This is a genomic window from Flavobacterium sp. SLB02, from assembly GCF_009664855.1.
Taxonomy (GTDB): Bacteria; Bacteroidota; Bacteroidia; order Flavobacteriales; family Flavobacteriaceae; genus Flavobacterium.
Genome location: NZ_CP045928.1, coordinates 3,597,005 through 3,622,637, shown reverse-complemented (window position 1 = coordinate 3,622,637; position 25,633 = coordinate 3,597,005). Strand labels below are relative to the sequence as shown.

General features: G+C 33.4%; 21 protein-coding genes. 18 read left to right on the top strand and 3 right to left on the bottom strand.

Features of this window, described 5'->3' with window-relative positions:
* Positions 1–380 precede the first annotated feature (380 nt).
* Positions 381–1,031, top strand: coding sequence for a sugar-binding protein (locus GIY83_RS13055; RefSeq protein ID WP_194615363.1), 651 nt, complete (start codon positions 381–383; stop codon positions 1,029–1,031).
* 319 nt (positions 1,032–1,350) lie between these two features.
* Here GIY83_RS13055 and GIY83_RS13050 read toward each other — a convergent pair whose 3' ends face one another.
* Positions 1,351–2,391, bottom strand: a complete 1,041-nt coding sequence (locus tag GIY83_RS13050) for a LacI family DNA-binding transcriptional regulator (protein ID WP_194615364.1) — start codon at positions 2,389–2,391, stop codon at positions 1,351–1,353.
* A gap of 232 nt (positions 2,392–2,623) precedes the next feature.
* On the opposite strand from GIY83_RS13050, the gene GIY83_RS13045 reads away from it, so the two are divergent.
* The 12 genes from GIY83_RS13045 (at position 2,624) to GIY83_RS12985 (ending at position 16,583) form a co-directional block, all read left to right on the top strand.
* Positions 2,624–3,715, top strand: coding sequence for a mevalonate kinase (locus GIY83_RS13045; RefSeq protein ID WP_208681690.1), 1,092 nt, complete (start codon positions 2,624–2,626; stop codon positions 3,713–3,715).
* Positions 3,716–3,724: 9 nt separating this feature from the next.
* Positions 3,725–4,600 (top strand): sugar phosphate nucleotidyltransferase, encoded by an 876-nt coding sequence (locus GIY83_RS13040; protein WP_208681688.1) that lies wholly within the window; start codon positions 3,725–3,727, stop codon positions 4,598–4,600.
* 182 nt (positions 4,601–4,782) lie between these two features.
* Positions 4,783–6,162: a sugar MFS transporter gene (locus tag GIY83_RS13035; RefSeq protein WP_194615367.1), complete on the top strand. Its 1,380-nt coding sequence runs from the start codon at positions 4,783–4,785 to the stop codon at positions 6,160–6,162.
* 26 nt (positions 6,163–6,188) lie between these two features.
* On the top strand, positions 6,189–8,117 hold the full coding sequence (nagB, locus tag GIY83_RS13030) for a glucosamine-6-phosphate deaminase (protein ID WP_208681686.1): 1,929 nt from the start codon (positions 6,189–6,191) through the stop codon (positions 8,115–8,117).
* Positions 8,118–8,291: 174 nt separating this feature from the next.
* Positions 8,292–8,528: a DUF3820 family protein gene (locus GIY83_RS13025; RefSeq protein WP_039117105.1), complete on the top strand. Its 237-nt coding sequence runs from the start codon at positions 8,292–8,294 to the stop codon at positions 8,526–8,528.
* A gap of 431 nt (positions 8,529–8,959) precedes the next feature.
* Complete coding sequence (locus GIY83_RS13020; protein WP_208681684.1) at positions 8,960–9,256, top strand: hypothetical protein; 297 nt, start codon at positions 8,960–8,962, stop codon at positions 9,254–9,256.
* 129 nt (positions 9,257–9,385) lie between these two features.
* Positions 9,386–9,796, top strand: a complete 411-nt coding sequence (locus tag GIY83_RS13015) for a DUF4190 domain-containing protein (protein WP_208681682.1) — start codon at positions 9,386–9,388, stop codon at positions 9,794–9,796.
* Positions 9,797–10,389: 593 nt separating this feature from the next.
* Positions 10,390–12,003, top strand: coding sequence for a CTP synthase (locus GIY83_RS13005; protein ID WP_208681678.1), 1,614 nt, complete (start codon positions 10,390–10,392; stop codon positions 12,001–12,003).
* 80 nt (positions 12,004–12,083) lie between these two features.
* Positions 12,084–13,985: a membrane protein insertase YidC gene (gene yidC / locus GIY83_RS13000; protein ID WP_208681676.1), complete on the top strand. Its 1,902-nt coding sequence runs from the start codon at positions 12,084–12,086 to the stop codon at positions 13,983–13,985.
* 100 nt (positions 13,986–14,085) lie between these two features.
* Positions 14,086–14,802, top strand: a complete 717-nt coding sequence (locus tag GIY83_RS12995) for a toxin-antitoxin system YwqK family antitoxin (RefSeq protein ID WP_208681674.1) — start codon at positions 14,086–14,088, stop codon at positions 14,800–14,802.
* A gap of 67 nt (positions 14,803–14,869) precedes the next feature.
* Positions 14,870–15,916, top strand: coding sequence for a tetratricopeptide repeat protein (locus GIY83_RS12990; protein WP_208681673.1), 1,047 nt, complete (start codon positions 14,870–14,872; stop codon positions 15,914–15,916).
* A gap of 109 nt (positions 15,917–16,025) precedes the next feature.
* On the top strand, positions 16,026–16,583 hold the full coding sequence (locus GIY83_RS12985) for a DUF4956 domain-containing protein (protein ID WP_208681671.1): 558 nt from the start codon (positions 16,026–16,028) through the stop codon (positions 16,581–16,583).
* Here GIY83_RS12985 and GIY83_RS12980 read toward each other — a convergent pair whose 3' ends face one another.
* Positions 16,584–18,461, bottom strand: coding sequence for a PEP/pyruvate-binding domain-containing protein (locus tag GIY83_RS12980; protein ID WP_208681669.1), 1,878 nt, complete (start codon positions 18,459–18,461; stop codon positions 16,584–16,586).
* Positions 18,462–18,604: 143 nt separating this feature from the next.
* Here GIY83_RS12980 and mnmA point away from each other — a divergent pair, with 143 nt between their 5' ends.
* Genes mnmA through GIY83_RS12955 form a run of 5 tightly spaced genes read left to right on the top strand, consistent with a single transcriptional unit; the run spans position 18,605 to position 25,026 of the window.
* Positions 18,605–19,792, top strand: a complete 1,188-nt coding sequence (mnmA, locus tag GIY83_RS12975) for a tRNA 2-thiouridine(34) synthase MnmA (RefSeq protein WP_208681668.1) — start codon at positions 18,605–18,607, stop codon at positions 19,790–19,792.
* Positions 19,793–19,837: 45 nt separating this feature from the next.
* On the top strand, positions 19,838–21,439 hold the full coding sequence (locus GIY83_RS12970; protein ID WP_208681666.1) for a S8 family serine peptidase: 1,602 nt from the start codon (positions 19,838–19,840) through the stop codon (positions 21,437–21,439).
* Between the two features lie 12 nt (positions 21,440–21,451).
* On the top strand, positions 21,452–22,396 hold the full coding sequence (locus GIY83_RS12965; RefSeq protein ID WP_194615380.1) for a nitronate monooxygenase family protein: 945 nt from the start codon (positions 21,452–21,454) through the stop codon (positions 22,394–22,396).
* Between the two features lie 20 nt (positions 22,397–22,416).
* The gene (locus tag GIY83_RS12960; RefSeq protein ID WP_194615381.1) at positions 22,417–22,827 is read left to right on the top strand and encodes a hypothetical protein; all 411 of its coding nucleotides are present in this window, start codon (positions 22,417–22,419) and stop codon (positions 22,825–22,827) included.
* 30 nt (positions 22,828–22,857) lie between these two features.
* A complete protein-coding gene (locus GIY83_RS12955; protein ID WP_208681664.1) occupies positions 22,858–25,026 on the top strand; it encodes a T9SS type B sorting domain-containing protein in 2,169 nt (722 codons plus the stop codon).
* Positions 25,027–25,111: 85 nt separating this feature from the next.
* On the opposite strand, the gene GIY83_RS12950 is transcribed toward GIY83_RS12955, so the two are convergent.
* Complete coding sequence (locus tag GIY83_RS12950; RefSeq protein WP_194615383.1) at positions 25,112–25,549, bottom strand: DUF4268 domain-containing protein; 438 nt, start codon at positions 25,547–25,549, stop codon at positions 25,112–25,114.
* Between the last annotated feature and the right edge of the window lie 84 nt (positions 25,550–25,633).

Below are 25,633 nucleotides of genomic sequence, written 5' to 3'. Positions count from 1 at the left end.
TTTTTTTAATATAAATTGATGCGATTATTCTAAAAAAAAGCACAAAAAGCACATCGCTTTATTTTAGGCGTATTCGCAACTATGGTATTTTATTTTTAAGGAATAAAAACTACTTGTTTGTATTTATAAGAATATCGCAATCATCAATTAATTTGTTTAATAATAAATCAAACTTTTAAAGATTTTAAATTGATCCGTTTTTTCTTATTTTTTACTTTTTAAATAAAAAAGCAATAAAAAACAGCGATTAGGTTTTAAATAAAAGTTTGACTTATATTAGCATTTTGATAAGAAGATTTTTTAAGGTGATTTTGTATCCTTTGAAATGATTAAAATGCTTCAGAATTTTATTTTTATTAAATTAAATTTTTCCAAAAAATATGCACGAAATTTTAAAAGAATATCAGGTAGTTTTAATCGATAAAAAACAAAAAAATGATGACGCTATTTTGACTTCTTCTTTCTGGGAAAAAGCAAATTGTTTAACTGATTTTTGTTCTCCCTGGAAAAGCGATTCATTTTCTAAAATTGAATTTAGGGCACTTCATGATCTCGAAAATTTCTATTTTAATTTTAGGGTTTTTGATACTGATATTAACATTGATCAAAAAGACAATAGTTTCCTGAGTATAGGAAATTCAGACAGGGTAGAATTGTTTTTCAGGACCAATGAATCCCTAAATCCTTATTACTGCCTTGAAATAGATATATCAGGTCGAATAATGGATTTTAAGGCACTTCCTGAAAAGGATTTTGATTTTAAGTGGAAATGGCCTAAAAATAATATAGAAGTAAAAACGTCAAAGGATGAAATCTCATTTAGGGTTGAAGGCAGGATTAGTATTCAATCCCTAAAAGATTTAAACTTAATTCAGAACAATACAATCGAAGCCGGAGTTTTCAGGGCAAAATTCTCTCTGGTTGAAAATCTGCAATACGAACCCACCTGGATTTCATGGGTAAACCCAAATACCGAAACTCCTAATTTTCATATCGCTTCTTCGTTTGGGAAGTTTGTATTAATGAGTTAAAAAGGTGTAAAGGTTCAAAGTAACAAAGGTTCAAAGGTATTGCCTACAGATTTGACGGATTAAACGGGGTTTCGCTGGTTTTTGTACAAAATTTAATGAAAAAAATCTGCTCAATCTGCCAGATCTGCGAGGCAATTTTATTTTTTGCTCACATCCTTTAACGATTTTAATTGATTTTCGCTTTTTTTTATGACAAAAATTAATCTCGCAAACTGCAAAGGTTTTAATTTATGGTAGAGGCACACAGCAGTAAGTCTTTGGTATTTGAAATTCTAAAAAAAAAAATATGTGTAAATCAGTTTAAACCCGTGGGCTATCATTACGATACGTAAAACGAAGCATTCTCCACATTAATAATATCAATAGGCAGTAAAATCGTTTCCGGAATATCTTTGCGGAATAAAAAATGCTCTACTAAGGTACTAACGCCTAAATAAGCCTGTCTTTTTTGATTTTGATGAATTAAAAAATGAACCAATCCCTGATTTAGGAAGTTGACATTCTTCTCTACTAAATCGTAACCAATAATGGCAATTTTTTTATTTTTTAAAGGAGCTAAAATAGAAGCGATCTGATACGCTTTCGAAGTGGTGATAAAAATTCCTTTCAGGTTTGGATTTTCCTCTAAAAAGGCCGAAAATTTACTTTCAACGTTTGGATGTTTTAATTTTAAGGTAGTTAAAGAAAAATCGGCAATTTTCTTCTCGTCGAAATAATTTCTAAAACCCTTTTCTTTTTCCTGCATGTGAACTGCATTTTTTACGCTTTCATCAATATGTATAATCGCAATCTGACCATCGCTTAAAATTAAATTCATTAAACTGGCTGCCACGCGACCACTTTTATACAAATCCTGACCCACAAAACTTTTGATGGATTCACCTTCAATCTGGTTATTAAAAGTATTCACTATTATTTCGAGTTCGTCGTATTGTTTTACAATTTCGAGCGTTTCCTTATGAAATAAAGGTGCAATTAAAACAGCATCAGGCGATTGTTTAAGAATCGTTTCATGTGCGTTCAAAAAAGATTTTTTGCTTTCAGGATTAAAGTAATGCGTTTCTATAATAACACCATAGGCTTTAAACTCTGTTTTGGCTTCCTGAATTCCGTTTACACACGGCAACCAATACGGATCTATTTCCGGATCCGGAAGCAAAACACAAATACGGTAAACTTTGGTGTTTTTTAAATTACGGGCAATTAAGTTAGGCTCATAATTAATGACGTTCAAAACTTCATTGATTTTATCCAGCGCCGTTGGAGAAACTTTTCCTCTGTTATGCAAAACGCGGTCTACAGTTCCTTTCGAAACTCCGGCCATTTTTGCTATATCCTTAATAGTGTACTTTTTGTCCATATAAGCAAATATAGAAACTTTGGTTTAATTATTTGAAAAAATATTGTTGGAATTATTTAGTGTGCTCGAGAACATTAGTTTAGTGTGTTCGAGCACATTTTTAATTTTTTTCTTGGTTTATAAAAATATAATCTATAGTTTCGTAGAATCAAAACCAAAAAAACAGAGTAAAATCTTAACCTATTAATGTTGTAATTATTTGTATTACAATGTTTTATTATAAAATTTATAAGTGAAAAAAATTACTTCATTAGCTCCCGGCCGAACGTGCCTCTTTGGAGATCATCAGGATTATTTAGGATTGCCGGTTATAGCCTGTGCAATCGATCGAAATATAAAACTAACTGCCAAGCAAAATGCGGCCAATACCTTTGTGCTGAACATGATCGATATTGGCGAAATCAGGGTCATTAATATCGATGCTACTTTCGACACATTAGAACCTCGTGATTATTTTGCGTCTTCGTTGCGGGTTTTGCGACGATACGGTTGTGTGCCCAATGTAGGTTACACTATTACAATTACAGGAGATATTCCAATTAATTCGGGAACATCAAGTTCATCAGCCTTATTGATGGCCTGGATTCGGTTTTTGATTGATGCCTTTGGAGTTGATCACCAAGTTACTCCTGAGTTTATAGCCAAAGTTGGATATGAATCTGAGGTTTTAGAACACGGTGAGCCAGGCGGAATGATGGATCATTTTAGCATTGGGGTAGGGAATGTGGTGTACATTAATACAAAAGAACCTTTCTCGTTTAAAGTAATCAGATCAGATCTTAAAGGTTTAATCACAGGAGTTTCGGGTGTTCCCAAAGAAACGATTGGATTAATTGGCGAAATAAAAGGAAATGCCTTAATGTCTATTGGTATTGTAAAACAAAACTTCCCTGATTTTGATTTGAATACTTCTGAAATTGAAGATATAGATCGTTACCGAAATTGTTTACCGGATCGATTGATTCCGTTTTTCGAAGCTGCACTGAAAAATTACCATTATACCAAAGAAGCCCTAAAAGAATTCGAAAAGCCTGTTTTAGACCTCAAAAAAATTGGAGCATTAATGAATCAGCATCACGAGGTTTTGCGCGATTTATTGAAAATTACGGTGCCAAGAATCGATGATATGATCAATGCAGCTTTGCGTGCAGGAGCATATGGGGCCAAAATTGTAGGCTCTGGCGGTGGCGGAAGTATTGTGGTGATTGCCGATCCTGAAAAGGAAGCTGCCGTAATCGAAGCTATTTTAAAAGCTGGGGCAGAAGAAGCTTATGCAGTTGCTGTAGATCCGGGCGTGAGAATTATAGAAAATATTGAAATTTAAAAAATAAATATGCACAACAATTTAGTTATTCTGGCTGGTGGAGCATCATCCCGAATGAAAAAAGAAGCCGTTCTTGATAATTTATCAGCAGAAGAAATCGCTCAGGCAAACGAAAGAAGCAAAGGTTTAATTGGCGTTGGCGCAAGCGGGAGACCTTTACTGGATTACCTTTTATTGAATGCCAAAAAAGCAGGATACAAAAATATCTATATCATTATAGGTGAACAAGGCGAGTTGTTTAAGGAATTTTACGGAAGCCAAAATCTTAATAATGATTTTCACGGACTCAACATTTCCTTTGCCGTACAATATATTCCCGAAGGAAGGCTAAAACCTTTTGGCACGGCCGATGCTTTGTTTCAGGCCGTAGAGCAATTTCCGGAATTAAACTCGCAGCAATACTCCGTGTGCAATAGCGACAATTTATATTCGGCGAAAGCCTTATTGGCACTTAGAGAAACGACTAGTCCTAATGCTTTTATCGCTTATGATCGTGATGCATTAGAATTTCCGTCTGAAAGGATTTCGCGTTTTGCCATTGCAAAATTAGATCAAAACAATCAATTATTAGACATTCTCGAGAAACCGTCTGCCGATGTTTTAGCTGATTATAAAGATGTTGAAGGCAGAATCAGAGTGAGTATGAACGCTTTTAAATTCAACGGAAGTACATTATACATCCATCTTAAAAATTGTCCTGTTCATACGGAAAGAGACGAAAAAGAACTGCCAACCGTACTTTTAAATTCAGTAAAAGAACATCCAAATACCACTTTGGGAATTCCTTTTTCTGAGCATGTTCCGGACTTAACCGCAAAAGAAGATATTGCCGATGTCAAAGCATATTTAAAGCAGTATTATCCGGTTCTAGACTGGCAAGCCTAGAAAAAATTAACAAAAAATTGATATCTAATTTACGAATAAGTACAACTTATTAGAGTACTTTTGTTTTAAATTTGCAAAAAAAATGCATTAAATTGTATTTTAATTGCAATATATTTGCAAAAGTGTTGATGCTATTTTAGATAGAAAGAATAACTAATCTATTAATAATCAACCAAAAAATTATGTCAAACATTGAAAGCGCATTACAAATAGAAAAACGGAGTACCATTATTCCGATGGTCATTTTAACCGCATTATTTTTTATTCTCGGTTTTGTAACCTGGCTCAATGGTCCATTAATTCCATTTTTTCAATTAGCGTGCGAGTTAACCTCTTCTCAGGCTTATTTTGTAACTTTTGCTTTTTACATAGCTTATTTTGTAATGGCAATTCCGTCATCATGGGTCATCGAAAAAGTAGGGTATAAAAATGGTATTTCGTTAGGATTATTGATCATTGCTGCGGGCGCATTTATGTTTTATCCCGCTGCCGAAAGCCGAACTTTTTTACTGTTTTTAATTGCATTATTTGTAATGGGAACTGGTTTGGCAATTTTGCAGACAGCATCAAATCCGTATGTGGTCGTAATTGGCCCGAGGGAAAGTGCCGCAGCCAGAATTAGTGTGTTGGGAATTGCAAATAAACTAGCCGGATTTGTGGCCCCATTGATATTAACAGCTTTGGTTTTGTCTAATATGCAGGAGTTTACAGCAGATAAAATAGCATTGCTGGATTCGGTTTCAAAATCAAATGCTTTAAATTCTCTTGCATTGCAATTGCAAAGACCTTACCTTTATATGGGATTAATTATAATGGTTTTGGCGCTTTTGGTAAAGCTATCGCCGCTTCCTGAAATTGATTTGGATGAAGAAGGAAATGTGACACATTTGAGTATTTTTAAACAAATGAGAAATGCGTTCAAACGCCCTCAATTGGTTTTAGGAGTAATCACTTTAATGTTGTATTTGTCTGCCGAAGTTTTAGCCGGAGATTCTATAGGAGCTTTCGGAAAAGAATTAGGAGTATATGGAACAGAAGGAAATTTTTATTTAAAATTAACTTCTTTCACAATGTCAGCAATGGTGGTGGGGTATATATTAGGAATCACATTAATACCTAAATATCTTTCGCAGGTAACCGCTTTAAAGGCATCCGGAGTTTTAGGTGTAATTTTGGTTTTGGCAATTGTTTTTATTTCGCCAAAAATAATGTTTCAGTTGCCTGGAATTCCAAACTTACCGGTTGTGATACTTTTAGTAGCATTATTGGGTTTGGCAAATGCATTGTGCTGGCCCGCAATCTGGCCAATGGCGTTGGAAGATTTAGGAGGATACACTAAAATTGGAAGTGCAATTTTGATCATGGGTATTATAGGAGGAGCAGTTTTTCCTTTGTTTTACGGATTGATCACAGAAAATATAAACGCATCGAATATTGCAAGCGGAACTGCTGAAATTTCAAAAAGCGGCAATCAGATTGCCTATTTAATATTATTACCATCTTATTTGATGATTCTTTTTTACGCTATAAAAGGTCATAAATATCGTAGTTGGAAAATGTAACGAGAGGAATTAAAAAAAACTATATCATGTTAAAAAGTAAAATAGACAAAGCGACAGGATTCGAGAAACGATTTGAAAACATCAATACGGTGGTTTTCGAAAATTCTGGCGAAGCATCAAAAGCAGTAGCGCAGGAAATTGCAGCTTTAATTCAATCCAAACAAAAAGAAGGTAAACCTTGCATTTTAGGGCTTGCAACTGGTTCTTCTCCAAAAGGATTGTATGCTGAATTGGTTCGCTTGTATAAAGAAGAAGGTTTGAGTTTTAAAAACGTAATTAGTTTTAACCTGGATGAATATTATCCGATGGAACCAAACTCAATCAATAGTTATGTTCGTTTTATGAAAGAATTGCTGTTTGATCACGTTGATATTTTACCTGAAAATGCTCATGTACCCGACGGACTTTTAACAAAAGAACAAATCGCAGATTATTGCCACGAATACGAAGCTAAAATTGAAGCTTTAGGCGGAATTGATCTTCAGATTTTGGGAATTGGTGGTAACGGACATATAGGTTTTAATGAATCGGGTTCGCTACAGAACTCTAAAACACGTTTGGTTGCTTTAGATCATATCACAAGAGTTGCTGCAAGTAAAGATTTCTTCGGGTTGAGTAATACACCAAGAACTGCCATCACACTTGGAGTGAAAAAAATCATGGAAGCTAAAAGAGTGATCTTATTGGCTTGGGGAGAAGGAAAAGCAAATGTGGTAAAAAGATCTGTAGAAGATGAAGTTACGAATCGAGTACCAGCTTCATTTTTGCAAGAGCACAACAATGCTGTTTTTATTTTAGATAAAGAAGCTTCTTCAAAACTAACAAGAATCAACAAACCCTGGTTGGTAGAAAAAGTAGAATGGACAGATAAACTGACTCGTAAAGCGGTTTTAGGATTAGCGCTTCAGCTTAAAAAACCAATTTTAATGTTGACTGATGCTGATTATATCGAGCACGGAATGAGCGATTTATTAGCTGATTCAGGTCCGGCGTATGATATCAATATTAAGATTTTCAATAAATTACAAAATACAATCACGGGTTGGCCAGGCGGAAAGCCAAATGCAGACGATTCTAACCGTCCTGAAAGAGCAGAACCGGCCAGAAAACGTGTATTAATTTTTAGCCCGCATCCTGATGATGATATCATTAGTATGGGAGGAACTTTTATGCGTTTGCAAGAGCAAGGACATGAAGTGCACGTGGCATACCAAACCTCAGGAAATATAGCTGTAGCAGATGATGAAGCATTGCGTTTTGCAAGATTCGTAATTGATTACAATGAAAAATTCGGAATCAAAAGTGCTGAGGCAGACAATATTTACCAAAAAGCACAAACCTTTTTAGAGAATAAAAAGAACAGTGAAATTGATATTCCTGAAGTTCGTTATATCAAAGGATTAATAAGAAAAGGTGAGGCGAGAGCAACAAGTCATTTTGTTGGTTTAACAGATGATCAGATTCATTTTATGGAATTGCCTTTCTACGAAACCGGAACAATCGAGAAAAAACCAATCGGACAGGAAGACATTCAACTAACGATGGATTTAATCGAAAAAATCAAACCACACCAAATATACGCGGCTGGAGATTTAGCAGATCCACACGGAACGCACAAAGTTTGTCTTGATGCTATTTTTGAAGCGGTAAAAGCTTTAAAACCAAAATCGTTTATGAATGATTGCTGGTTATGGTTGTACCGTGGAGCTTGGCAGGAATGGGGAATCGACGAAGTTGAAATGGCGGTACCAATGAGTCCTGATCAGGTTTTGGCAAAACGTCACGGAATCTTCAAACACCAATCGCAAAAAGATGGTGTTGTTTTTCAGGGAACTGATGCCCGGGAATTCTGGCAAAGAGCCGAAGACAGAAATGCCGAAACTGCCGCTTTGTACCAGGAATTAGGTCTGGCAACGTACGCGGCTATGGAAGCTTTTGTGAGATGGCATTACTAAGTCTCAGTTTTCAGTGCCAGTAAACAGTAAGTTGTAAACTGAAAACTGTGACTGAAAACTTTGTTTTAATCTGTGGCAAAAGAATAAAAATAATAATAGCTTTGCATTCAATAGAAGCAAGAAGAAAGAATGAGTCTATATTCTTTCCTCTTGCTTCTTTTTTTCTTTAAAAAAATGGAACCAGACAAAAAACTTCTCATAAAATTAGCCCACACCAAAATGCCTTTCGGGAAATACGAAGGACGATTTTTAATCGATTTACCGGAATATTATGTTGTTTGGTATCATAATAAAGGGTTTCCTAATGGTGAGTTAGGGCAACAGCTGGCACTTGTTTACGAATTGAAATTGAATGGGCTGGAGGAATTGATTCGAAACATTAAAAAGCAGTATCCTAAGCCTTTAAAATAAAATAGTAAGAAAAACCTTTTGGTATTTCGATTTTTTTATTTAAGTTTGATATATAAAAATATTACAATTTTTAAAAACTAATTGATACCACAGAATTCAAGACTGAATTTACAAATGTGTACAAGTCAATATTTTGAAATTATAATATTTACTAAATAAAAAATATTATAATTTTTAAAAACAAATTGGCACCACAGAATTCAAGACTGAATTTTTAAATGTGTACAAGCCGATGTTTTAAAATTATAATATTTTTTTTATGTCAAAAATTACTTCAATTGCAAGTATTCAGCAAGTTTTTATGCCTAATGTTCCAATCTTTTAAATAACTGGAAATCCTTTTTGATTTTTTTGTTAGTAATTTTCAAGTATTCTCTATTACTCCCCCTGAGTGTTTTTCTATTTTTGTAAAAATTAACATGAAGAACTAAATGGAAAACAGTTTTAAAACCTCAAACTCAGGTGAAAATTTTAGTATTGCGGCTTTAGTTTTAGGAATAATTTCTATTATAGTAGCTTTCATTCCTTGTATAAATGTGGTGGCGCTAGTTACTTCACTTCTAACTGTAATTTTTGCGGCAATTGGTTTGTTTAGGGCAAAAAATGCAAATTGTCCAACTTTATTAGCTAAAATAAGTTTGATTTTGGGAATCGTTGCATTGGTGTTCTCAGTAATTCTCGTATTAGTTTATGGTCTTATTATTGGAGCTTTGTCATTTTGGGATTAGTAAAAAGACTTTGATTATTAAAAATAACAAGAAATTCCTTTTTAATTTATTTGTTAATAACTTTGAAGTATTGTTCGTTGTTCGCATAAGTGTTTTTCTATTTTTGTAATAATTAACATAAAACACTATATGGAAGATTATAAACAACCGTCAAATGCAGGTCAGGGCATGGGTATTGCAGCCTTAGTTTTAGGAATCGTAGGTCTTATTGCAGCATTTATTCCTTGCTTTGGTTTTGTTGCCGTAATTTTTGGAGTACTTGCAATAATTTTTGGAGCAATTGGTCTGTCTCAGGCAAAAAGGGAACAAGCTTCAACTACAATGCCATTAGCAGGTTTGATTTTAGGGTGCGCAGCAACAGTTTTTGTTATTATATGGGTATTAGTTGTAGTAGGTTCTATAGGATCTGCTGTAATGTCTCATAAAGATGAAATTACTAATGCCATCGATTCTGCAACTATAGAGTCTGTAAAAATACAAGATTCACTAAATGATGTAGAAATAGCAACTGATACTATAAAAGTAGAAGAAACAAAATAACAAATCTCTTTTGTGGAAATAAAATCTTCTTACGAAATTGATTCTTATAAAAAGATAAACATGATTTTTATTGTAATAATCATGTTTATCTTTTTTTATTGCTTTACAATGCCATTTCTAAACTTTGGTTTCCATTCCACCTGCGAAGGAATGCCGTTGGCTTATTGTAAAAGCCGCGGTTTAACAAGAGCCTTTGCTCAAATATTAAGATTGAACTTTAATGAGGCAATCCTTTACAATCCTTATAGTATAAAAATCTTTTCATTTTTTCTGATTCAGTTAGTTATGCGTTTTGTTATCAATAAGATAATACGTTTGTCTAATTGTAAAAGAATACTGATTGGTGATATTTTCTTGAGTATTATGATGTTTATCTTTTCATTTTATAATCTTGTCATCATCTGAAAACTTAAAATTAACAGGGTAATATTCAAAAAAACATCCAATTCAAAGTTAAAATTATCGATTACGAAATCATCTAATCGTTCTAATTAAAATTTTGCAAATTATCTCATTCTCTAATTGGCAAAATATCTAATTAAATTTGTACTTTTGCCAAGTTTTTTACACAACTACATACAAACAACAACAGAATGAATCAAACAAAATATATTTTTGTTACAGGCGGTGTGACTTCTTCACTAGGAAAAGGAATTATCGCGGCATCTTTAGCAAAATTGTTACAAGGCAGAGGGTATCGTACAACTATTCAAAAATTTGATCCGTATATCAATGTGGATCCGGGTACGTTGAATCCGTACGAACACGGAGAATGTTATGTAACAGATGATGGTGCAGAAACAGATTTAGATTTAGGACACTACGAGCGTTTCCTGAATGTTCCTACTTCTCAGGCGAATAACGTTACTACAGGAAGAGTTTATCTTTCGGTAATTGAAAAAGAAAGAAGAGGAGAATTTTTAGGAAAAACGGTTCAGGTTGTTCCTCATATTACAAACGAAATCAAAGACAGAATGCAATTGTTGGGTAAATCCGGCGATTATGATATTGTAATTACTGAAATTGGTGGAACTGTAGGTGATATTGAATCTCTACCTTATATAGAGTCTGTTCGTCAGTTGGTTTGGGAATTAGGAGAAAATAACGGAATTGTTATTCATTTAACTTTAGTTCCTTATTTGGCTGCTGCAGGTGAGTTAAAAACAAAACCTACGCAACACTCTGTAAAAACATTGATGGAAAGCGGAATCAAAGCTGATATCTTGGTTTGTAGAACTGAGCATGAGCTTTCTGATGAATTGCGTAATAAATTAGCGTTGTTTTGCAACGTAAAAAGAGAAGCGGTCATTCAGTCTATTGATGCTTCAACAATATATGAAGTTCCAAATTTAATGCTTGAAGAAGGATTAGATGTTGTGGCTTTAAAGAAATTAGATTTACCTAAAAAAGCAGCGCCGGATTTGAAAAACTGGAATACTTTTTTACGCAGATTGAAAAATCCAAAACATACCGTAAATATTGGTTTGATTGGGAAATATGTAGAAATGCAGGATTGTTACAAATCTATTTTAGAAGCGTTTATTCATGCCGGAGCTTCAAACGAAACCAAAGTAAACGTAATTTCTATACATTCAGAGCATATTAACAGTGATAATGTTGAAGAGAAATTAGGACCTCTTGACGGAGTTTTAGTAGCCCCTGGTTTTGGAGAAAGAGGAATCGAAGGAAAAATCGAGGCAGTTCGTTTTGCACGTGAAAACAATATTCCGTTTTTCGGAATTTGTTTAGGAATGCAAATGTCAGTTATCGAATATTCCAGAAATATCTTAGGTTATGCTGATGCCAATTCTACAGAGATGAACGAGAAAACTCCTCATCCGGTGGTTAATTTAATGGAAGAGCAAAAAACAGTTACAGATAAAGGTGGAACAATGCGTCTTGGTGCTTGGAAATGTGATATTAAACCAAACACTTTAGCGCACAAAATATACGGACAAACGACTATTTCAGAGCGTCACCGTCACCGTTATGAGTACAATAATAAATATGCCGATGAATTGCAAAAAGCTGGATTAAAGGCTTCAGGAGTGAATCCGGATACAGGTTTGGTAGAAATTGTAGAACTTGAAAATCACCCGTTTTTTATTGGTGTACAATACCATCCTGAATATAAAAGTACAGTTGCAAACCCACATCCAATTTTTGTAAATTTTGTGGCTGCTGCGGTAAATACGCATAAAAAATAATAATTAATATTCTAAAGGCTGTAACTTTTGAGTTTAACTCATTACTAATAGCTTTAACGAATAACCTTTTTTAAATTATAATGGAAGAAAAAAAATTTGATCTTAATTCAATCATTGGTTTTGTATTGATATTTGGAATTTTGGTTTGGATTATGTACCAAAACCAACCTTCTGATAAAGAAATTGCTGCCGAAAAAGCCAAGAAAGAATTAGTTGCCAAACAAGAGGCACAAGCAAAAGGTAATAAAACTAAAACAGCTGTTTTGCCAGTTGCTGCAACAACTCCCGGAGACACGGTTCAATTAGCGCAATTGCAAAAAACATTAGGTGGTTTTGCTTATTCAGCTACACTTCCTTCTGCTAAAGAAGGCTTTACAATTATCGAAAACGATAAGATAAAACTAAAAATTGCTAACAAAGGTGGTTATATAGTTGAAGCTACTTTGAAAGAATTTAAAAGATTTGAGAAAAATTCCGGACAATTAGTAGAATTAATCAAAGACAATAATTCTAATTTAAACATTCAGTTACAAACGACAGATAACAGAACTTTAAATTCTAAAGATCTGTATTTTGAGCCAACGCTTACTAAAAACGGTACAGATCAGATATTGACTATGCGTTTGAAAGCTGGTGCTAACGAATTTTTAGAATATAAGTATGTATTAAAATCGAATGAATATTTGGTTGGTTTTGATATTCGTTCTCAAGGATTGAATAAAGTTTTGAATTCTTCTAAACCATTAGATTTACAATGGGATTTAAGAACTTTCAGAAATGAGAAAAGTATCTCTTATGAGAATCGTTATGCTGAAATTTATTACAGCTATCAGGATGGAAAAGAAAGTTATGTAGGTCAAGGTGCTCTTAAAGAAGAAACTCCTGAAAAAGTAGATTATGTTGCTTTTAAACAACATTTTTTCACTACAATTTTACAAACTAATACTTCTTTTGAAAAAGCACATTTGGTTTCTGAGAACTTAGTAAAAGATGAAAAAATTGATACTATTTTTACGAAACAATTTAAAGCAAATGTTCCTTTAGCATTTACTAATGGGGAAGTTGACTATAAAATGAGTTGGTATTTTGGACCTGCTGATTATAAAGTATTAAAATCATACGATAAAAATTTCGAAAAAATTATTCCATTAGGTTGGGGAATTTTCGGATGGATCAACAAATGGATCTTTATTCCTTTGTTTGGATTTTTAGCTTCATTTATACCTTACGGAATTGCGATTATCATCTTTACGATTATCATCAAAATTGCGATGTCGCCAATTACGTATAAATCATTCCTGTCTCAGGCAAAAATGAAAGTTTTACGTCCGGAGATTACAGAGTTGGGAGAAAAATTCAAAAAAGACCCGATGAAGAAACAGCAGGAAACGATGAAATTGTACAACAAAGCAGGGGTAAACCCAATGGCAGGATGTATTCCGGCATTGATTCAGCTTCCGTTTATGTATGCGTCATTCCAGTTCTTCCCGTCGGCTTTTGAGTTAAGACAAAAAAGTTTCCTTTGGGCAGACGATTTATCTTCTTTTGATGCTGTTGTAAAATTACCATTCCACATTCCTTTGTATGGAGATCACATCAGTTTGTTCCCAATTTTGGCAGCAATAGCAATTTTCTTCTATATGAAAATGACTTCGGGAGATCAGCAAATGGCAGCGCCTCAACAAGAAGGTATGCCGGATATGGCAAAAATGATGAAAATCATGATTTATGTTTCGCCATTGATGATGTTAATTTTCTTCAATAGTTACGGTGCAGGTTTGAGTTTGTATAACTTTATTTCCAACTTAATCACAATCGGAATTATGTTTGTAATCAAAAATTATATTGTTGATACAGATAAAATTCACGCTCAGATTCAGGAGAATAAATTAAAAGAGCCTAAAAAGCAAAGCAAGTTTCAGCAACGTCTTCAGGAAGTGATGGAACAACAGGAAGCTGCAAAAAAACAGAATAAAAAATAATAAGTTATTTATAAAAAAAATCTCGATTCGTCGGGATTTTTTTATTTTTGAAATATACTTTATTAAAGTGAATTTCGTTAAAGCTTAAAATTGAATTACAATGATTTATAAAAAAATAATAGTCGGACTACTTTTTTTAAACGCGGTTCTGGTATCTGCACAGGATTTTAATAAAACAGATGCTAACGGAAAAAAAGATGGTGTTTGGAAAGGTACTTACGAAGTTTCTAAACGTCCGCGTTATGAAGGAACTTTCGATCACGGAAAAGAAACCGGTGTATTCAAGTTTTTTGATGATACTAAAAAAGGTGATGTTGTAGCAACACGCGATTTTACTGCTAATGACGGAAGTTCGTATACTATTTTTTATGATCAGAATAAAAATAAAGTAAGCGAAGGAAAAGAAATTGGTAAATCCCGTGAAGGAGAGTGGAAGTACTATCATAAAGCTTCAAAAGTGCTTATGACACTTGAAAACTATAAAAAAGGCAAATTACAAGGTTTAAGAACCGTGTATTATCCGAACTCGAAAATTGCCGAAGAAACAAACTACGTAAATGGTTCGAAAGAAGGAATCTATAAAAAATACGGACAAAATGGAACTCTTTTAGAACAAACGACCTATAAAAATAATGAATACAACGGCGAAGCTGTTTTTTACGACGCAGATGGAGTTGTAGCATCAAAAGGAAAATTTGTAAACGGAAAAAAAGCAAACATGTGGCAGTTTTACTTAAAAGGTAAATTAACCAAAGAAGTCAACATGAGCGATCCAAAAAGTAGTTATCAGGTAGATTCTAAACCTAAAATGAATTAGTTTTTTTTATTTATAAACTTATTTTTTAATTTAAATACTTAAGTTTATGGCCTAAATATTAAAATCTATGAAACTTAAAACTTTACTATTATTTTTATTTATCTCAAGTGCTTATGCACAAAATCAGTCTGATGCAGAAAAACTAATAAATGAAGGTGTTGTCCTTCATGATAAAGGGGACTACAGCGCGGCAATTGATAAATATAGTAAAGCTTTAGAAGTAGATAAAGACAATTTGCTCGCATTATCTGAAAAAGCCATGTCACTAAACTCGGCAGGTAAGTATGTTGAATGTATAGAGGTTTCTAAACATGCTATTTTGACCCATTCGAACGAGGATCTTAAGAATGTATATGTTAGTTATGCTAATGCATTAGATCATCTTAAAAAGACTGATGAGGCACTAGCTATTTATCAGGAAGGAATTCAGAAATATCCAAATTATTATCAATTACAGTTTAATAAAGGAATCTGCTATACTAATAGTAATAGATATAATGAAGCAATTCTTTGTTTTCAAAAATCTCTTCTTATTAATCCCAGACATGCGGGTTCTTTAAATGCTATTGGAATTCTGGAAATGAAAGATAATAGAATTCCTGCAATCCTGGCTTTTTCAAGATTTTTAATAGTGGAACCTCAAACATCGCGATCTACGAAGAACCTTGAAAATATAAAAAAAATATTGGCACAGGGAATTCAACAAACTGGTAAAAAATCGATCACAATAAATATTAATTCTAATGTGCTATCTGATTCTACCAGTTCAAAGAAAGAAAATGATTTTTCACAAGCAGATTTGATTCTGTCAATGGCTTCAGGTTTAGATTTTGATAAAAAAAATGCTAAAAAAACTGAAGTTGAAAATTTTATCAGAAAGTTTGAGGTTATTTGTTCTTCACTTCAAGAGACAAAAAATGATAATTTTGGTTTTTACTGGGAAAATTTTGCGCCCTATTTTATAGAAATGAAAAATAAAAAATTCATTGAGGCCTTTGCTTATATCGCATATGTTGATTCAGGTAGTGAAGATGTTGTGAAATGGCATAAAAAAAAACAATCTGAATTAGATAAGTTTTATAATTGGTCTAAAGATTATAATTGGAAAAATTAATAGATAATATATTTTAGGTTAAAAAAAAGCTGGCAAGATCAATTCGTGAAAATTCGTGCAATTCGTGGCTAACTTTTTTCTAAATTTGATTGACCAATATTTTGATTAAATGGATCTAAACGAGCTTGTAGGACGGTTTTTATTATTGTTTTTCTCAATTCTGGTTTTGTATTTTTTCTCTAACAGAAAAGATAACGAAACCATAAATCCGTTGATGGTTATTGTTGGTCTTTGCACGTTTTCGCTTTGTTATTTATTTACCAAAATCGAAATAGGAGTGGGGATTGGATTTGGATTATTTGCGATTTTCTCCATATTAAGATTTAGGACACAATCATTTACTGTAAATGCTATCATTTTTCTCTTCGCAACGATTACACTTTCGATTTTAGATATCATGTATCCGTATGAAAAGATTGAAGTATTATTGTTTTTTCAATTAATTATTATCGGATTTTATATTGCTGCTTCTATTTTGGTCAGTAAAAAAATATCTAAATATTTGAATGTGGTTGATTTGAAGATTCCTTTAGAAGGCGACTTTTCTTTAAACAATCAAAATATTAGAAAAACTATTCAGCAAAAAATAAACGTAGAAGATTTTGATTTTAAAATTGTTCTGATCAATACAGTTTCTAATGAAATTGATCTTTTAGTTTACTTCTAATTATTCGTTGAAAGGTCTAGCCTGCTTGATGTATAAATCCCTGTTTTCGCCTACAATTTTAAATTCAATATCAACGGGATGAAAGCGGTTTTTTTTCCAGTAACGATACATCTTAGCTTCGATTTTTTGGCTTACAAGAAAAAGCCGGCTCATTTCTTTAAGGCTCAATAGAGGCTCGTTATTATTTAAATTAGAGTTCGAAGTATAATCGACATCAAAATCGTCATCATCAGTTCCCATATTAAAATGATACGCCACAAATTGCTCGCAGACTTCTCCTTTTTCTGGTTTTACAACTGAGTTTTCTCCTCTTTGAATGTTTACCGTAATACCCGGAAAGTTTTTACGGAAAATATTTTTCGTAATTATCACACCATTAGCAAGTTCATCGGGAAAAGAACGATGTACTAAAACTCCCATTGCAATATTTTTTTGATCAATACCAAAAAGTTCTCTTTCGCCATAAGAAGCATCATTCCAAACACTGGCCCAGACTTGTTTAATCGCTTTTTCGAAGGTTTTTATACTATCACCTACAATTCCGGTTTTTGAATCGTATAAACCCGCTCCATTAAAATCATCTAAATCTTCGGCATTGGTCGAAGAGCGAAATCTGAAGTTTTTAAAGGACGCATTTTTAAAAGTCTCATTTAGTTTTGCAATTAATTGAGGATTAATAGGTTGTTTTTTTATCGCATCCCTGATTTTTTTCAATTGTTGTTTTACCCATACAGCAGAATCTTTATGCGTATTCGCTAAAAGTTCATTAATCAAAGGCGAAATCGATTTGCTTTGAACATGTTTTATATAAAAATAAAAAGGAATTGCATGCGCATTTTCCGGTGTTTTGAATTGGATATCTTTAGAAATTGCAATTAAATACGCTAGGTTTTGTGCTTTTGAACCAATATAATTAATTCCGTTTTTAGGTATTTTACTTAAGTCGACAATAGTAGTTATAGTGGTATCAATAGTGAGCTTTTTCTTTTTTGTATTAGTTTTTTGGGTTATTTTTTTATTGGTTTCTTTGATGAAAAAGGTGTCAATTTCAATTTTTAGTTCAACTTTTTTACCCATTAATCTTTTAAGGTTATTGTCTTTTAAAGCATTGGTATAAGCCATAATCGGAATCTTTCTGTTTTTGCCCAAAAGTACCAAATGGCTTAACGGAGTCTGAAGTTCGTTTACAATTATCCCTCTTACGTTAGGCAAAATATCAGGCGTTCCGTCTACAATTATAATTTCGTCAGAATTTGGCTTTGTACTTTCGAGATCTTTCAGTTTGTATTGTTTCAGGATTCCGACATCATTTCCGGAAACGACTTCCTGATAGGTTATTTCATTAAAAATAAAATCAGATTTCACGCACGGAATTTTAAATTTATTCTGTTGAAACCATTCCATTTTTTCAGGATTATTCAAATAGAATTTCAAATTAGGACCTATAAAAGTCGATTGCACGATTAAATTATAAAATCGTTCAATCAGAGCAATTGGCATATGATCTGAAGCGGCCAATTCGAAAATCCATTTGTCGGTTCCTTTAATATGGTTTAGGTTACCTAATAAAAAGGTTCTGTTTTTATCTGTGTCACTGTAATTCTCATTATTGAAAATTTCGACATCCTGACTGTAGCTTAAGTAGTTGCTGACAAAATCATAATGTAGCGGAATCAAGGTACTATCGAAGTAGTACATTTTTTGTTTTTTTAGATCATAGACAATTTTTACCGATTCGATATTCGAAAATTTATCTGATAACGGTTTGCCTCTAAAGGCTTTATAAGCTTCATAATTAGACAAAGTAGCGCTATATCTTTGTGCGCTCAAAGAAGTTATGATAAATAAGAAAATAAAGCTACAGAGGTATCTTTGCATAAAATTTTTATTGATCATTAAAAGTAATTAAAAAAAGCAATAAGTTTTATCTACCACGTCATTATATAAACTAATCAAAACTACCGCTATTATCAAAAATAGGACTTATCTTTGCACTCTTGTAAAAATATAAACGATTTAGAATGAAACGTGTAGTTGTTGGACTTTCCGGTGGAGTAGATTCGAGTGTTGCTGCTTATTTATTGCAACAGCAAGGGTACGAAGTTATTGGCCTTTTTATGAAAAACTGGCATGATGATTCGGTTACTATTTCTAATGAATGTCCTTGGTTAGAAGATAGTAATGATGCTTTATTAGTAGCTGAAAAACTCGGAATACCGTTTCAAACTGTCGATTTAAGCGAAGAGTACAAAGAAAAAATCGTTGATTATATGTTCAACGAATACGAAAAAGGAAGAACTCCAAATCCTGACGTACTTTGTAACCGCGAGATCAAATTTGATGTTTTCATGAAAATTGCTTTAAGTCTTGGTGCAGATTATGTAGCAACAGGACATTATTGTCAAAAAAATGAAATTGAAGTTGACGGTAAACCAGTTTATCAATTGATTGCCGGAGCAGACAACAACAAAGATCAATCGTATTTTTTATGTCAATTGTCGCAAGATCAGTTGGCGAAATCTTTATTCCCAATTGGAGCTTTAACAAAACCTGAAGTGCGTGAAATCGCTGCTGAAATGGACTTGGTAACTGCCGAAAAGAAAGATTCACAAGGATTATGTTTTATCGGGAAAGTTCGTTTGCCGGAATTTCTGCAACAAAAATTGCAGCCAAAAGAGGGTAAAATTGTTCAGATCGATAAAAATGATCCTATTTATGCTATCGAAAAACCTGCCGGATTATCATTGCAGGAAGAATTAAAATTAGAAGCTAAAAAGCGTGATTATCTTCCAACAATGGGTAAAGTTGTTGGTAAACACCAAGGCGCACATTATTTTACGGTAGGACAACGAAAAGGTTTGAATGTAGGCGGAACAACTGATCCGTTATTTATTATCGCTACAGATGTTGTAACCAATACTATTTATAGCGGTCTAACAAGTCAGCATCCAGGTTTGTTTAAAAAAGCGTTGTTTATCGAAAAATCTGAAGTACACTGGATTCGTACTGATCTGGCTTTACAAGTTGGTGAAACTATGGAAGTAATGGCAAGAATTCGTTACCGTCAGCCTTTGCAAAAAGCAACCTTACACCAATTCGAAGACGGAATGTACGTTCAATTTGAGGAGCCACAATCAGCAATTACTGAAGGTCAGTTTGCGGCTTGGTATTTCGATAATGAATTAGTTGGTTCGGGAGTAATTTCATAGCTTTATACTTTTTTACGAAGGTTTTGCCTTTTAAAAAAGTAAATTATGAAATACTATTTTACGTTTCTTTTATTGGTGGTTTCTTCTGTGATGTTTTCGCAAGAAGATGCGTGGATATATTTTAAGGACAAGCCAAGTGCGCAAACGTATTTAGATAATCCATTAACGATGCTTACGCAACGTGCGCTGGATCGAAGAACCAATCAAAATATTCCTTTAAATCTTACCGATGTTCCTTTAGAATTATCCTATATAAATCAGGTAAAAATAAATGCAGGAATTACTGTAATGGCACAATCGAAATGGTTGAATGCGCTGCATATTCGCGGAACTCAAACCAATATTTTATCGCTAGAAGCATTATCATTTGTAGATAAAGTAGTCTTTGCGAATAAAAACCTCAATACGACATCTAAAAAAGTTTCAGAAAACCAGGTTGCTCAATCAAAAGAGAAGCTCAAAACAACGATTAACTATAACTACGGATCTTCTGCAAACCAGATTCAAATGCTCAATGGTCAGATTCTGCACCAGCAGAATTATACAGGTTCAGGAAAAATAATAGCTGTTTTGGATGCTGGTTTTCCGGGTGTAAATACTGCCCAGCCTTTCAAAAAACTTATTGATAATAATCAAATTTTAGGTGGTTATGATTTTGTGAATAGAAGTGTTAATTTCTACACAGGTGATGATCATGGCACAATGGTGCTTTCGACTATGGGAGGTTATCAGGAAAATGCATTAATAGGCACTGCTCCCGATGCGTCTTATTACTTATTTATTACAGAATATGATCCTACAGAAAATCCGGTAGAAGAATCATATTGGGTCGAAGCGGCCGAAGAAGCCGATCGTTTGGGAGTAGATATTATTACAACTTCATTAGGGTATTTTGAGTTTGATAACCCAAATTATAGCCATACATATAGCGATATGAATGGGACTACGAATTTTATTTCGCGTGGTGCAGAAATTGCCTTTAGCAAAGGAATAGTACTAGTGGCTTCGGCAGGAAATGAAGGAAATGCTTCAGAGCCTCATATTGGAGGTCCGGCCGATGCGGTTTCTGTAATTACTGTTGGATCGGTTACAGCTTCAAAAACAAAATCTACTTTTAGTTCTATAGGGCCAAGTTATGACGGAAGAATTAAACCAGATGTTATGGCGCAGGGAACTGGTGCTGTTGTTTCAGGTACTACGGGAAATATTACGACTACAAATGGTACCTCATTTTCTTGCCCGATCCTAGCAGGAATGATAGCTTGTTTGTGGCAGGCTTATCCATCAAAAACAAATAAACAAATTAGGGAAATGGTGCTGCAATCTTCAGATCGATATACCACTCCGGATAATAATTATGGTTACGGAATTCCAAATTTCGGATCGACATTAGGTGTAGAAAATTACCAAACTTCACTTTCTTTTTTTTCTGTATTTCCTAATCCGGCGCAAACTACAGTTTCGTTTTTGTTTGAAAGTAGTATGGCTTCCGTTTCAGTTTACTCTGTTTTAGGGCAGAAAATAATTGAGAAACAAATTACCGATCAAAATCCTATTCTTTCTGTAGAAGCCTTAAAAAGCGGACTCTATTTTTATACTTTTGATGCTGATGGCTTACATAGAACAGGAAAAATAATCAAACAATAATAGCATTTTTTAATGAATAAAATTATACAGCTTTTCAATATAAAATATCCAATTATTCAAGGCGGAATGATTTGGAATAGTGGTTACAAATTAGCTTCGGCAGTGAGTAATGCTGGAGGTTTAGGATTAATTGGCGCCGGATCAATGTATCCGGAAGTGTTAAGGGAACATATCCAAAAATGTAAAAAAGCGACTGATAAACCGTTTGGGGTTAACATTCCGATGTTATATCCCAATATCGAAGAGATCATGAATATTGTGGTCGAAGAAGGGGTGAAAATTGTTTTTACTTCGGCAGGAAATCCTAAAACCTGGACTTCTTTTTTAAAGGAAAAAGGAATTACAGTTATACACGTGGTGAGTAGTAGCGTTTTTGCTTTAAAAGCACAAGAAGCCGGAGTTGACGCCATTGTTGCAGAAGGTTTTGAAGCAGGCGGACACAATGGTCGTGATGAAACCACAACGCTGACTTTAATTCCGATGGTGAAAGAAAAAATCCAGATCCCGATTATTGCTGCCGGCGGAATTGCAACCGGACGCGGAATGCTTGCTACGATGATTTTAGGAGCAGATGGTGTTCAGGTAGGAAGCCGTTTTGCGGCATCGATAGAATCTTCATCACACAATAATTTCAAAGAAACGATAGTTAAGATAAAAGAAGGTGATACACAATTGACATTGAAAGAATTAGCTCCGGTTCGTTTGATTAAAAATAAGTTCTACAATGATATTCAGGAATTGTATGAAAAATGCCCATCCAAAGAAGATTTAGTACAGCTTTTAGGCAGAGCAAGAGCAAAAAAAGGAATGTTTGAAGGCGATCTTGAAGAAGGTGAACTCGAAATTGGACAAATTGCAGGATTAATTCATGAAATATTGCCTGTAGAAAAAATTATTCAACAAATGATCAACGAATTCGAAATTGCTCGTCAGGAAAAGGCTAAATTTGAGTTTTAATTATCTGCATCAAATACAATATGAATTCTATCCGCACCTATATATTACTATTATTTTTAGGACTTTGTTTGCAACAAGCTTACGGTCAGACTTATCAATTTAAAACTTCGGGATTTAGTGTTTTAGAAAAAAATGAAAGGGGAAAATGGGGCGAATGGTCAAATCTTGATCTGGTCAATTTATCAGTAGTTCTGGATACCAATAAACATAGAATTGTAGTATACTCGCAGGAAATACAGCTTTTTAAAATTCTGGATTACATCGAACGCGAAGAAAATGATACTGATATTGTGTATTCTTTTATGTGTAAAGATAATGACGGCAAAGAATGCAAACTTTCAATCATTACCCGCAAAAAGCAAGATTACCGTAAACAGCTTTATATAAACTATGATAATCATATTATTTTGTATAATATTTTTAGTGTTTAGCTAATCATTATTGCTGACTTTTTGTAAACTATGAAGATAAAAAACTACACTACACTTTTATTATTTTTTATTGTATCGTCTGTTTTGTCTCAACAATGGAAACAAAACTTCAAAGTTGTAGAGCCGATTAGGGCAGTAGATAACGGTTTTGGACTTTCGGTAGGAACTTATGATGGATATGCCGCTTACGGTGCTAATCAAGTTGATATTGGCGGTGTTGAAAATGCTGGTAAAGTATACGTAGCAAAACAAGACTGCGATGGATGGACGATGTATCAAGAGCTTTCACATCCTGATGCTAGGAATTATTGCGGCTTTGGATCCAGATTATCTATGAAAGATAAAATTCTAACAATTGCAGGTTGTGATCCTGCTGTTTCTGACGGGAATGCAATCTATATGTATGAGAGAGATAGCAATGATCAATATATTTTCACCCAAAAAATACCAAGAATTGGAAATTCTTTAAATGACAATTTTGGATCTGAAATTGCTATTTCAGGAAATTTTATGGTAGTAGGGGCGTACTATAATAGTACTGATAGTAATTCTAATAATTATTTAGAATATTCCGGAGCGGCTTACATTTTTTTTAAAGGTGATGATGGTGTTTGGAGATTAGTGCAAAAAATTACAGCTAGTGACCGAAAAACAGGAGATAATTTTGGCAATTCTGTTGCTATTTATGAAAACACAATTGTTATTGGAGCCAATAGAGAAGGCTCTAATTGGGCAGGAGCAGCTTACGTATTTGAAAAAAATACAAATGCTAATACGTGGCGGGAAATTAAAAAAATAACAGCATACGATTTTAGAGGATTGCAGGACAGGTTTGGAGAGATTGTAAGAATTAATGAAAACGGAATTATGATCGCAGCCCCGGGTGACGATGATTATGATTCAATTTTAAGTGGAGACGGGGGCGGACCTTTAACGATGCTGGGTTCTGTATATATTTTCAGGAAAAATACAAACGCAGAATGGACAGGTCATCAGAAAATAAGAGCCGCAGATGGTTCTGCTAAAATTTTTAATTTTGGTAACAGAATGGAAATTTATAACGATCAGATAGCCGTGAGAACTACTGAATATGAGTATGATATCAACGGGAATTTATCAAAATCTTTTGGGCGTGTGTATATGTTTAAAAAAGATGCAGACAATGTCTGGGATGAGTATCAAACTGTGCAATCGAATATCAAACGTAATAGTGATTGGTTTGCTTGCTCAATTTCTTTATATAAAGATGATTTATTTATAGGAGCATTTTGGGATGCTTTAGATTCAAATGGTGAAAATTATGTGGGTTATGCTGGAGCGACATATATTTTTAACCCCTATGATTATTTAAATACACAAAAGCCAATATTAAATATTATTCCGGCTTTAACATCTTGTGCTGATTTAGGAAATGGTTTTTCTTCGGGTTTTGATGTGTCGGGAATTGAGAATGACTTAGTTCAAAATCCTAATAATTTTGTCTTCTCTTATAAGGATCAGTTAGGAAATCTTCTTCCGTCTCCTTTGCCAGCTAATTATGCGAATAAATATCCTTTTAATGAAATAATTAATGTTAAGGTTGGAAATAAAAATAATCCGGGTTGCTACGAAGAAACTAGTATTGAATTGAAAACTAAACTTGGATTTAGTTTGAATACAATTCCGGATTTTAATGAATGTGATTCTGATGGTACGGGCTATGCTACCTTCAATTTGTCGAAGATTAGTTCTTTTTTAGTTGTGAATCCATCCCTTTATAGTTTTGTATATTTTGATAAGAATGGAAATGATATTACTTATAAAATAAATGAAACCTATACGAATTTAACTAGGAATCATGAAGAAATAAGGGTTAGAGTTACAGATGTTAATACGTTATGTACAGTTAATTCTATGATACATTTGAATGTTTCTAATAATAGTTTAGATTGCGAATTAAAAGAAGATTATGTTATACCAAAGTTTTTTACGCCAAATGGAGATGGATACAATGACACTTGGGAAATTACGGGATTAGAAGACCAAAACTATAGCATCCATATTTTTGATAGATACGGTAAACTTGTGAAAACATTAGGAAAAAATGGCAGTTGGGATGGAAATTATAATCAAAAACCGTTGCCTTCTTCAGATTACTGGTTTCAATTGATATTAGAAAATGGCATCATAAAAAAAGGGCATTTCTCATTAAAGAGATAGAAAACAAACCCGACAGGTTTCAAAAAACTGTCGGGTTTGCTATATAAAAACTTAGTGTCTTAGTATCTCAGTATCTTAGTAACTTTTAAGATTCAATATCCTTAATGAAATCATCATATTCCAGGTAAAACATTTCCAGAGCATTCATTTTTTCGAAAAAGAAATCAAAAATAGTATCCCAATTGTTGCGGTTGCTGAAACCTACTCCTTGTATTTCGGTCCAGATTCGGCTGATGGTTTTACCGCTTTCAAGCGTGTAGTTTTTTTCGAAAACTAAATCTTTAATAAATTCTTCTTCGAGAATATTCCTTAAAGCTTCTAATTTTTCAAAATAAGCATTACGTTTCTCGTCGCTTCTTTGTTCGATATCAATTAAAACCTGGGCTTTTTTATTGTCTACAAAAAACTTAAAAGAGAAATCTTTAATCTTGGTATCATACAATACCCATTTACGAGGATATTTTTCGGCGAAAGCCACCCAAAATTCTCTTTTTATTCTTTGTGATTCTTCTTTACTGTACATTTTTATGGCTTTGATTTTAGAAAGCTTGTAGAAACGCGTTTTCTAAACTATATTTATATTTTATTTGAAAATACAAAAATAAAC

Excerpts from the sequence above, each read along its gene's own strand:
- GIY83_RS12950 (WP_194615383.1), bottom strand. The coding sequence starts at position 25,549 with ATGTACAGTAAAGAAGAATCACAAAGAATAAAAAGAGAATTTTGGGTG.
- GIY83_RS13005 (WP_208681678.1), top strand. The coding sequence starts at position 10,390 with ATGAATCAAACAAAATATATTTTTGTTACAGGCGGTGTGACTTCTTCA.
- GIY83_RS12960 (WP_194615381.1), top strand. The coding sequence starts at position 22,417 with ATGAATTCTATCCGCACCTATATATTACTATTATTTTTAGGACTTTGT.
- GIY83_RS13055 (WP_194615363.1), top strand. The coding sequence starts at position 381 with ATGCACGAAATTTTAAAAGAATATCAGGTAGTTTTAATCGATAAAAAA.
- nagB (WP_208681686.1), top strand. The coding sequence starts at position 6,189 with ATGTTAAAAAGTAAAATAGACAAAGCGACAGGATTCGAGAAACGATTT.
- GIY83_RS13040 (WP_208681688.1), top strand. The coding sequence starts at position 3,725 with ATGCACAACAATTTAGTTATTCTGGCTGGTGGAGCATCATCCCGAATG.
- yidC (WP_208681676.1), top strand. The coding sequence starts at position 12,084 with ATGGAAGAAAAAAAATTTGATCTTAATTCAATCATTGGTTTTGTATTG.
- GIY83_RS13035 (WP_194615367.1), top strand. The coding sequence starts at position 4,783 with ATGTCAAACATTGAAAGCGCATTACAAATAGAAAAACGGAGTACCATT.
- GIY83_RS13050 (WP_194615364.1), bottom strand. The coding sequence starts at position 2,391 with ATGGACAAAAAGTACACTATTAAGGATATAGCAAAAATGGCCGGAGTT.
- GIY83_RS12970 (WP_208681666.1), top strand. The coding sequence starts at position 19,838 with ATGAAATACTATTTTACGTTTCTTTTATTGGTGGTTTCTTCTGTGATG.
- GIY83_RS12955 (WP_208681664.1), top strand. The coding sequence starts at position 22,858 with ATGAAGATAAAAAACTACACTACACTTTTATTATTTTTTATTGTATCG.
- mnmA (WP_208681668.1), top strand. The coding sequence starts at position 18,605 with ATGAAACGTGTAGTTGTTGGACTTTCCGGTGGAGTAGATTCGAGTGTT.
- GIY83_RS13025 (WP_039117105.1), top strand. The coding sequence starts at position 8,292 with ATGGAACCAGACAAAAAACTTCTCATAAAATTAGCCCACACCAAAATG.
- GIY83_RS13020 (WP_208681684.1), top strand. The coding sequence starts at position 8,960 with ATGGAAAACAGTTTTAAAACCTCAAACTCAGGTGAAAATTTTAGTATT.
- GIY83_RS12990 (WP_208681673.1), top strand. The coding sequence starts at position 14,870 with ATGAAACTTAAAACTTTACTATTATTTTTATTTATCTCAAGTGCTTAT.
- GIY83_RS13015 (WP_208681682.1), top strand. The coding sequence starts at position 9,386 with ATGGAAGATTATAAACAACCGTCAAATGCAGGTCAGGGCATGGGTATT.
- GIY83_RS12995 (WP_208681674.1), top strand. The coding sequence starts at position 14,086 with ATGATTTATAAAAAAATAATAGTCGGACTACTTTTTTTAAACGCGGTT.
- GIY83_RS12985 (WP_208681671.1), top strand. The coding sequence starts at position 16,026 with ATGGATCTAAACGAGCTTGTAGGACGGTTTTTATTATTGTTTTTCTCA.
- GIY83_RS12980 (WP_208681669.1), bottom strand. The coding sequence starts at position 18,461 with ATGCAAAGATACCTCTGTAGCTTTATTTTCTTATTTATCATAACTTCT.
- GIY83_RS12965 (WP_194615380.1), top strand. The coding sequence starts at position 21,452 with ATGAATAAAATTATACAGCTTTTCAATATAAAATATCCAATTATTCAA.